This window comes from Citrobacter sp. Cb004, assembly GCF_030337065.1.
GTDB lineage: Bacteria > Pseudomonadota > Gammaproteobacteria > Enterobacterales > Enterobacteriaceae > Citrobacter > Citrobacter braakii.
In genome coordinates this window covers 91245-98334 of record NZ_JAOWCH010000071.1, presented here as the reverse complement: position 1 = coordinate 98334, position 7090 = coordinate 91245, and the positions used below count along the sequence as shown (strand labels likewise).

At 53.4% G+C, this 7090-nt stretch carries 6 protein-coding genes; 4 read left to right on the top strand and 2 right to left on the bottom strand.

All coding sequences use genetic code 11. The annotated features are described in order from the left end of the window. Positions 1-212 precede the first annotated feature (212 nt). The 4 genes from yqaB (at position 213) to luxS (ending at position 3503) form a co-directional block, all read left to right on the top strand. Positions 213-779, top strand: coding sequence for a fructose-1-phosphate/6-phosphogluconate phosphatase (gene yqaB / locus OGV65_RS24335; protein ID WP_049270940.1), 567 nt, complete (start codon positions 213-215; stop codon positions 777-779). Then, a complete protein-coding gene (locus OGV65_RS24330) occupies positions 776-1204 on the top strand; it encodes a YqaA family protein (protein ID WP_003839664.1) in 429 nt (142 codons plus the stop codon). The genes yqaB and OGV65_RS24330 overlap by 4 nt, the downstream gene beginning before the upstream one ends. A 77-nt stretch (positions 1205-1281) precedes the next feature. Further along, positions 1282-2838 carry a glutamate--cysteine ligase gene (gshA, locus tag OGV65_RS24325; protein ID WP_016154161.1) on the top strand — a complete coding sequence of 519 codons (1557 nt, stop codon included), beginning with the start codon at positions 1282-1284 and terminating at the stop codon, positions 2836-2838. A gap of 149 nt (positions 2839-2987) precedes the next feature. Next, positions 2988-3503 carry an S-ribosylhomocysteine lyase gene (luxS, locus tag OGV65_RS24320; protein WP_016154160.1) on the top strand — a complete coding sequence of 172 codons (516 nt, stop codon included), beginning with the start codon at positions 2988-2990 and terminating at the stop codon, positions 3501-3503. 847 nt (positions 3504-4350) lie between these two features. Here luxS and emrB read toward each other — a convergent pair. Together emrB and emrA are read right to left on the bottom strand one after the other, a co-directional pair. After that, positions 4351-5889 carry a multidrug efflux MFS transporter permease subunit EmrB gene (emrB, locus tag OGV65_RS24315; protein ID WP_047499457.1) on the bottom strand — a complete coding sequence of 513 codons (1539 nt, stop codon included), beginning with the start codon at positions 5887-5889 and terminating at the stop codon, positions 4351-4353. Positions 5890-5905: 16 nt separating this feature from the next. Beyond that, on the bottom strand, positions 5906-7078 hold the full coding sequence (emrA, locus tag OGV65_RS24310; RefSeq protein WP_047499459.1) for a multidrug efflux MFS transporter periplasmic adaptor subunit EmrA: 1173 nt from the start codon (positions 7076-7078) through the stop codon (positions 5906-5908). Positions 7079-7090: the final 12 nt, after the last annotated feature.

Below are 7090 nucleotides of genomic sequence, written 5' to 3'. Positions count from 1 at the left end.
AGCTGGATAGAGTACTCGGCTACGAACCGAGCGGTCGGAGGTTCGAATCCTCCCGGATGCACCATCTTCTCCGAGATAACTCCCGGATGCACCATCTTCTCTCCTTTGAATCATTTCCACATACTCCCGGAACACCCCTTAATTCGCTGTCAGCGACAAAATCAATCAATTACGATAAAATAACGTCTGGTCATTCGGCTTGTGAGAAGACGATGTACGAACGTTATGCGGGTTTGATTTTTGATATGGATGGCACCATCCTGGATACCGAGCCAACGCACCGTAAGGCGTGGCATGAGGTATTGGGGCATTATGGGTTACGTTTTGATGAACAAGCCATGGTCGCCCTCAATGGCTCCCCAACGTGGCGTATTGCTCAGTCGGTAATTGAATTGAATCATGCCGATCTTGACCCTCATGCCTTGGCGCGTGAAAAAACCGACAAGGTGAGAAGCATGCTGCTGGATAGCGTCCAGCCTTTGCCATTGGTTGACGTCGTGAAAGCCTGGCATGGTCGTCGTCCTATGTCGGTAGGTACGGGGAGTGAAAGCGCGATTGCGGAAGCTCTGCTCGCACACCTTGGGCTGCGTCGCTATTTTGATGCTGTAGTCGCAGCCGATCACGTACAACACCATAAACCTGCTCCTGATACGTTTTTGCTCTGTGCCGAACGTATGGGTGTTGCTCCGGCGCGCTGTGTCGTGTTTGAAGATGCCGATTTTGGACTGCAGGCGGCGCGTGCCGCAGGAATGGACGCGGTGGATGTCCGGTTATTGTGAGTGATGGACTATCGCTCCTGTCACTGTTTGCCAGCAGTTTTCTCAGCGCTACGCTATTACCCGGCAATTCTGAAGTTGTTTTAGTTGCTTTGCTGGTCTCTGGGATAAGTCATCCCTGGGTCTTAGTCTTAACAGCAACAATGGGTAATAGCCTTGGAGGGTTAACTAACGTTATCCTTGGGCGTTTCTTTCCATTGCGTAAAACATCGCGCTGGCAAGAAAAAGCCACTGGCTGGCTGCGGCGCTATGGCGCTGTCACACTATTATTAAGCTGGATGCCGGTTGTGGGTGATTTACTGTGCCTGTTAGCTGGATGGATGCGCATCTCGTGGGGTCCAGTACTTTTTTTCTTATGCCTTGGCAAGGCGCTGCGCTATGTAGTTGTCGCAGCGGTTACGACGCAAGGCATTATGTGGTGGCACTAATTGTGTTGTGAGATAGCCTTCAGGGTAACCAATACCATTATGCTAATTAAAACGATTTTGACAGGCGGGAGGTCAATTTGATCCCGGACGTATCACAGGCGCTGGCCTGGCTGGAAAACCATCCTCAGGCGTTAAAGGGGATTCAACGTGGGCTGGAGCGCGAAACGCTGCGCGTTAATGCAGATGGGTCATTAGCAACGACAGGCCATCCTGAGGTGTTAGGCTCAGCGCTAACGCATAAATGGATAACCACTGACTTTGCCGAAGCACTGCTGGAGTTTATTACGCCTCCAGGCGACGACATTGAGAAAATGCTCACATTTATGCGCGACCTGCATCGGTATACCGCCAGGAACCTGGGCGACGAGCGTATGTGGCCGTTGAGCATGCCTTGCTATATTGCCGAAGGTCAGGATATCGAACTGGCGCAGTACGGTACGTCGAATACCGGTCGTCTGAAAACGCTGTACCGTGAAGGCCTCAAAAACCGTTACGGCGCGCTGATGCAGACTATCTCCGGCGTACACTACAATTTCTCATTGCCGATGGCTTTCTGGCAGGCGAAATGTGGCGTAACGGACGGCGAAGATGCTAAAGAGAAGATCTCCGCGGGTTACTTCCGTCTGATCCGCAACTACTACCGTTTTGGTTGGGTGATCCCGTATCTGTTTGGCGCCTCTCCGGCCATTTGTTCCTCTTTCCTGCAAGGAAAACCGACAACCCTGCCGTTTGAAAAAACCGACTGTGGGATGTATTACCTGCCGTATGCGACGTCGCTGCGCCTGAGTGATTTGGGCTATACCAATAAGTCGCAAAGCAATCTCGGAATTACGTTTAACGATTTGCATGAGTATGTGGCAGGATTAAAGCGCGCGATTAAAACCCCTTCCGAGGAGTACGCGGCGATCGGTCTGGAGAAGGACGGTAAGCGTCTGCAAATCAACAGCAACGTTCTGCAGATTGAAAATGAGCTGTATGCGCCTATTCGCCCGAAACGCGTCACTCGTCGTGGCGAAACGCCTTCTGACGCGCTTCTGCGTGGCGGTATTGAGTACATCGAAGTTCGTTCACTGGATATCAACCCGTTCTCACCGATCGGCGTGGACGAGCAGCAGGTGCGTTTCCTCGATCTGTTTATGGTCTGGTGTGCGCTGGCCGATGCCCCGGAAATGAGCAGCGATGAATTGCTGTGTACGCGTAAAAACTGGAATCGGGTGATTCTTGAAGGTCGTAAGCCTGGGCTGACGTTAGGTATTGGCTGTGAAACAGCCCAGTTCCCGCTGCCTAAGGTAGGGAAAGATCTGTTCCGCGATCTGAAACGCGTGGCACAAACGCTGGACAGCATCGATGGGGGAGAGGAGTATCAAAAGGTCTGTGATGAACTGGTTGCCTGTTTTGACAACCCAGAACTGACTTTCTCTGCCCGGATCCTACGGTCTATGATTGATGAAGGCATTGGCGGCACGGGTAAAGCGCTGGGTGAGGCTTACCGAAATCTGCTGCGTGAAGAGCCGTTAGAAATATTGCAGGAAGCGGAATTTATTGCTGAAACCGAGGCTTCAAAGCGTCGTCAGCAGGAGATCGAAGCGGCTGATACTGAGCCGTTTAGCGTGTGGCTGGAAAAGCACGCTTGATACAAAAGAAAAAGGCCACTCGGGAGTGGCCAAAATTTCATCTCTGAAAACAGGGATGATGATAACAAATGCGCGTCTTTCATATACTCAGACTCGCCCCGGAACAAAGAGTTCAGATTATTTTCAAAAAATTTATCGGAGGTGGCTAAATGCCGTTGTTAGATAGTTTTACTGTCGATCACACCCGGATGGAAGCTCCCGCGGTCCGGGTTGCAAAAACGATGAACACCCCGCATGGCGACGCAATCACCGTGTTTGATCTGCGTTTCTGCATTCCGAACAAAGAAGTGATGCCTGAGAAAGGTATCCACACGCTGGAACACCTGTTTGCAGGTTTTATGCGTAACCATCTCAACGGCAACGGCGTGGAGATTATCGATATCTCTCCGATGGGATGCCGCACTGGCTTTTACATGAGCCTGATTGGTACGCCAGACGAGCAGCGTGTTGCCGACGCGTGGAAAGCGGCGATGGCGGACGTGCTGAAAGTGCAGGATCAAAACCAGATCCCGGAGCTGAACGTTTACCAGTGTGGCACGTATCAGATGCACTCTCTTAGCGAAGCACAGGATATCGCACGTCATATTCTGGAGCATGATGTACGCGTTAACAGCAATGAAGAGCTGGCGCTGCCGAAAGAGAAACTGCAGGAACTGCATATTTAGTCATACTGATTAGTTGTTCCAGTATTTAAATTAACCCCGGCTTATAACCGGGGTTTTTTATTGCCCCTCCCCCTAAACCACCTCCCTGGTAGGTAATGCCAGTCAGTTAAGCATTATGGAGAACATGTGATTTCGGCTCAGGGTTCCGTTCACCTCAGTGGCATCACTTTTCTGAAGCGCAGATACCCGTGAACGCGCAAGGGAGGCTCACCGCCGCCTCCCTTGCAACCCAGGCTCCCGGCGGGAAAATCGTCGCTGCGCGATTCATTCGTCTTATGCCGTCTGCCTGTCGGGTCGGGGCCGGGCCTGCGTCCCTGCAGGCCGTCCCCTCTGCCCGCATCCCTGCGGGCAGACCCGGTCAGCCGTCAACGCCTCATCGATTTTCAGCCGGACCGGGGTCATCGCTGCAACGCACTGACTTCCAGTTAAGTCTGTTTTGCTGTTCAGATAAAAAACGCAGGTGGTCAGGTGTGGGCTGGTCCGGCTGAAAATTGCCGACGTGTTTCCGTAAGGCCGGGAGAACCCGCAGGGATGCGGGTTCAGGGCGCGTTTTGCAGGGAAGTTTCCTCGCGCCCGGCCCGGTAGCCTGGAGGAATAAACGGAGGGGACCGCGGAGCGGCAATTTTCCCGCCGGGAGCCGGGATTGTTAAGGGTACGGCGATAGTACCCTTAACACGTTCACAGGTCGTATTGCCTCAGAGAAGTGACAAACATAAGGTGAACGTAGCAATACGCCGGAGGCAACAGATTCATTACCTCTGTATGTGCCACTCATCCTCGTTAACTAACAAGCATTACTCCTAGGGGGCAATAAAAAAGGGATCCGCAGATCCCTTTTATCAGATATTTAGTGCGCGCCACCGCCGCCGCCGCCCGCACCGAAGGGTGGTTTGGCAAACCACACCAGGCCAAGCAAGACCAGGAAGATCCCCGCCGACATCCAGAAGATTTCGTTGGCGGAAATAATCAGCCCCTGATTGGTGATCTGCTGGGCTATCCAGCCTGACGCCTGCTGGTGCGTCATCCCTAAATCCTGCAGCTTATCGTACATTGCCTGCGCGTTTGGATTGTAAGGATTAACGGATTCCGTTAACTGCGCATGGTGAAGTGACTCGCGGTTAGTCCACATCGTCGTCGTAATTGATGTGCCAATAGAGCCGGCCAGCGTTCGCGTAAAGTTCGACAAACTTGATGCCGCGGCCAGACGCTCAGGTGGTAAGCCGGACAGCGTGATAGTCGTCAGCGGCATAAAGAAGCAGGCTACCGCGAAACCCTGAATAAACTGTGGCCAGGCCGATGCGCCAAAGTCCATACCCGGTTCGAACGTCCACGCACGCCAGTAGAAACAGACGGCGTACATAATAAAACTGAACGTAACTAACCGACGCATATCAAGCTTGTGCGCGAAGCGGCCGATAATCGGCGATAAGATCACCGGAATCACCCCAACCGGCGCTGACGCCAGACCGGCCCAGGTTGCCGTATAGCCGTATACCTCCTGCAACAGCTGCGGCAGCAGGACGATTGCGCCGAAGTAGAGCATATAGGCCAGACTGATACACAGACAGCCGATGGTAAAGTTGCGCGACTTAAACAGTGAGAGGTCGACAATGGGGTGCTCGTCGGTAAGCTCCCAGACGATCAGGAAGCTGATGGCGACAACGGCGACCACCGTCAGGATGATAATCTCCTGAGAGGCGAACCAGTCCAGCTCTTTGCCGCGGTCGAGCATAATCTGCAAACTGCCGATACCAATGACCAGCAGGGCCAGACCAATGGCATCGATGCGCCGCTGCTCGGTTTTGGTTTCCCGACCGCGCAGGGTTTGCAGGGTCATCAATACCACCGCAGCACCGATTGGCACGTTGATGAAAAATATCCAGCCCCAGTGATAGTTGTCGCTGATATAGCCCCCAAGAATAGGGCCACATATCGGGGCAACAATCACCGTCATCGACCATAGCGCCAGGGCGATGGAACGCTTGGCGGGAGGATAGTTATTCAACAACAAGCTTTGTGACAGCGGAATTAATGGACCGGCGACAATCCCCTGGATTACGCGGAAGAAAATCAGCATGCTCAGGCTGGTGGACATCCCGCATGCCCATGACGCAATGACGAAGGCGATAGTTGACCACATGAATAGCCTTACTTCGCCAAAACGCTTTGCCAGCCAGCCGGTGATCGGAATCGAGATAGCGTTCGCCACCCCGAATGAGGTGATCACCCAGGTTCCCTGGCTCAGTGAAGAGCCGAGGTTCCCGGCGATAGTGGGGATCGCCACGTTAGCAATGGTGGAGTCCAGCACCTGCATGAATGTCGCCAGGGACAGCGCGATCGTCATAATGACGAGCTGCGCGCCTTCCAGCGGTTTTTGCTGTTGCATCACACGCACCTTTGAATTAGCCCGCGTTGGCCTGCACGATCTCTTCGATCATCTTATTGACCGGAGCAAGGTTGATTTCCCGTGCATTACTTTCTGATACCGGCGTGGTACGAACCTGGCTTGCCAGAATTTGTCCGTCACGATTTGAGGTATCTACCGTAACCAGCGTAGATAAACCGATACGCAGCGGATGCTGCGCCAGCTGCTGTGCATCCAGTTCAATACGCACCGGCAGACGCTGGACGACTTTGATCCAGTTACCCGTCGCGTTTTGTGCTGGCAGCAGGGAAAAGGCGCTGCCCGTACCCATATCCAGCCCGATAACCTTACCGGTATATTTCACGTCATCGCCGTAAATATCGCTGATAACGGTCGCCGGTTGACCGATACGCATGTGCGCGAGCTGTGTTTCTTTGAAGTTGGCATCCACCCACAGGTTCGTGGCTGGAACGACCGCCATCAGCGGCGTGGTCGGGCTAATTTGCGCTCCCGGCTGCACGGAACGACGGGAAACATAGCCAGTCATTGGGCTGACGATTCTGGTTCGTTCCAGCGCCAGCCAGGCATTGCGCACTTCAGTGGCCGCCTGTTGCACGGCGGGCTGGTCTTCCAGCTTACTGCCGAGAATCATCGCCTGGTTGGCATTATATTGTTGGATAGCGACATCAAGCTGAGCCTGAGCGCTGGCGACGGCATCACGCGCATGTTGCAGCTCTTCGCGGCCAATCAGGTTGGCGTTGCCCAGCGGGACACGGCGATTAAAGTCGCTTTGTGCCTGCGCCAGCGCGGTTCTCTGCACTTCAATGCTTGCCTGCAACTGCTTGCTGTTGATCATCAACTGGTGCGTCTGACGCACGCTGGAAGCCAGCGCAGTTTTGGCTTTTTCAAATGCCTGCTTTGCGTCCGTCTGGTCGAGGGTGACCAGCACATCGCCTTGTTTTACAAAGTCAGTGTTATCAGCCCAGACTTTCGTCACGCTGCCTGATACCTGCGCCATGATTTGAACCTGGTTCCCTGCCACGTACGCATCGTCTGTCTCTTCGACATGACGCAGTACTAAAAACCAATAAATCCCATATGCCACGGCAATGATAATAAAGAGCAAGGTCAGAAGGAGCAGCATACTTTTACGTTTGCCATTCTTCTTGACCGGTTGCTGCGGGGTTTGAGTCTCCGCATTTGCGCTCATGTTGTTCTCCAC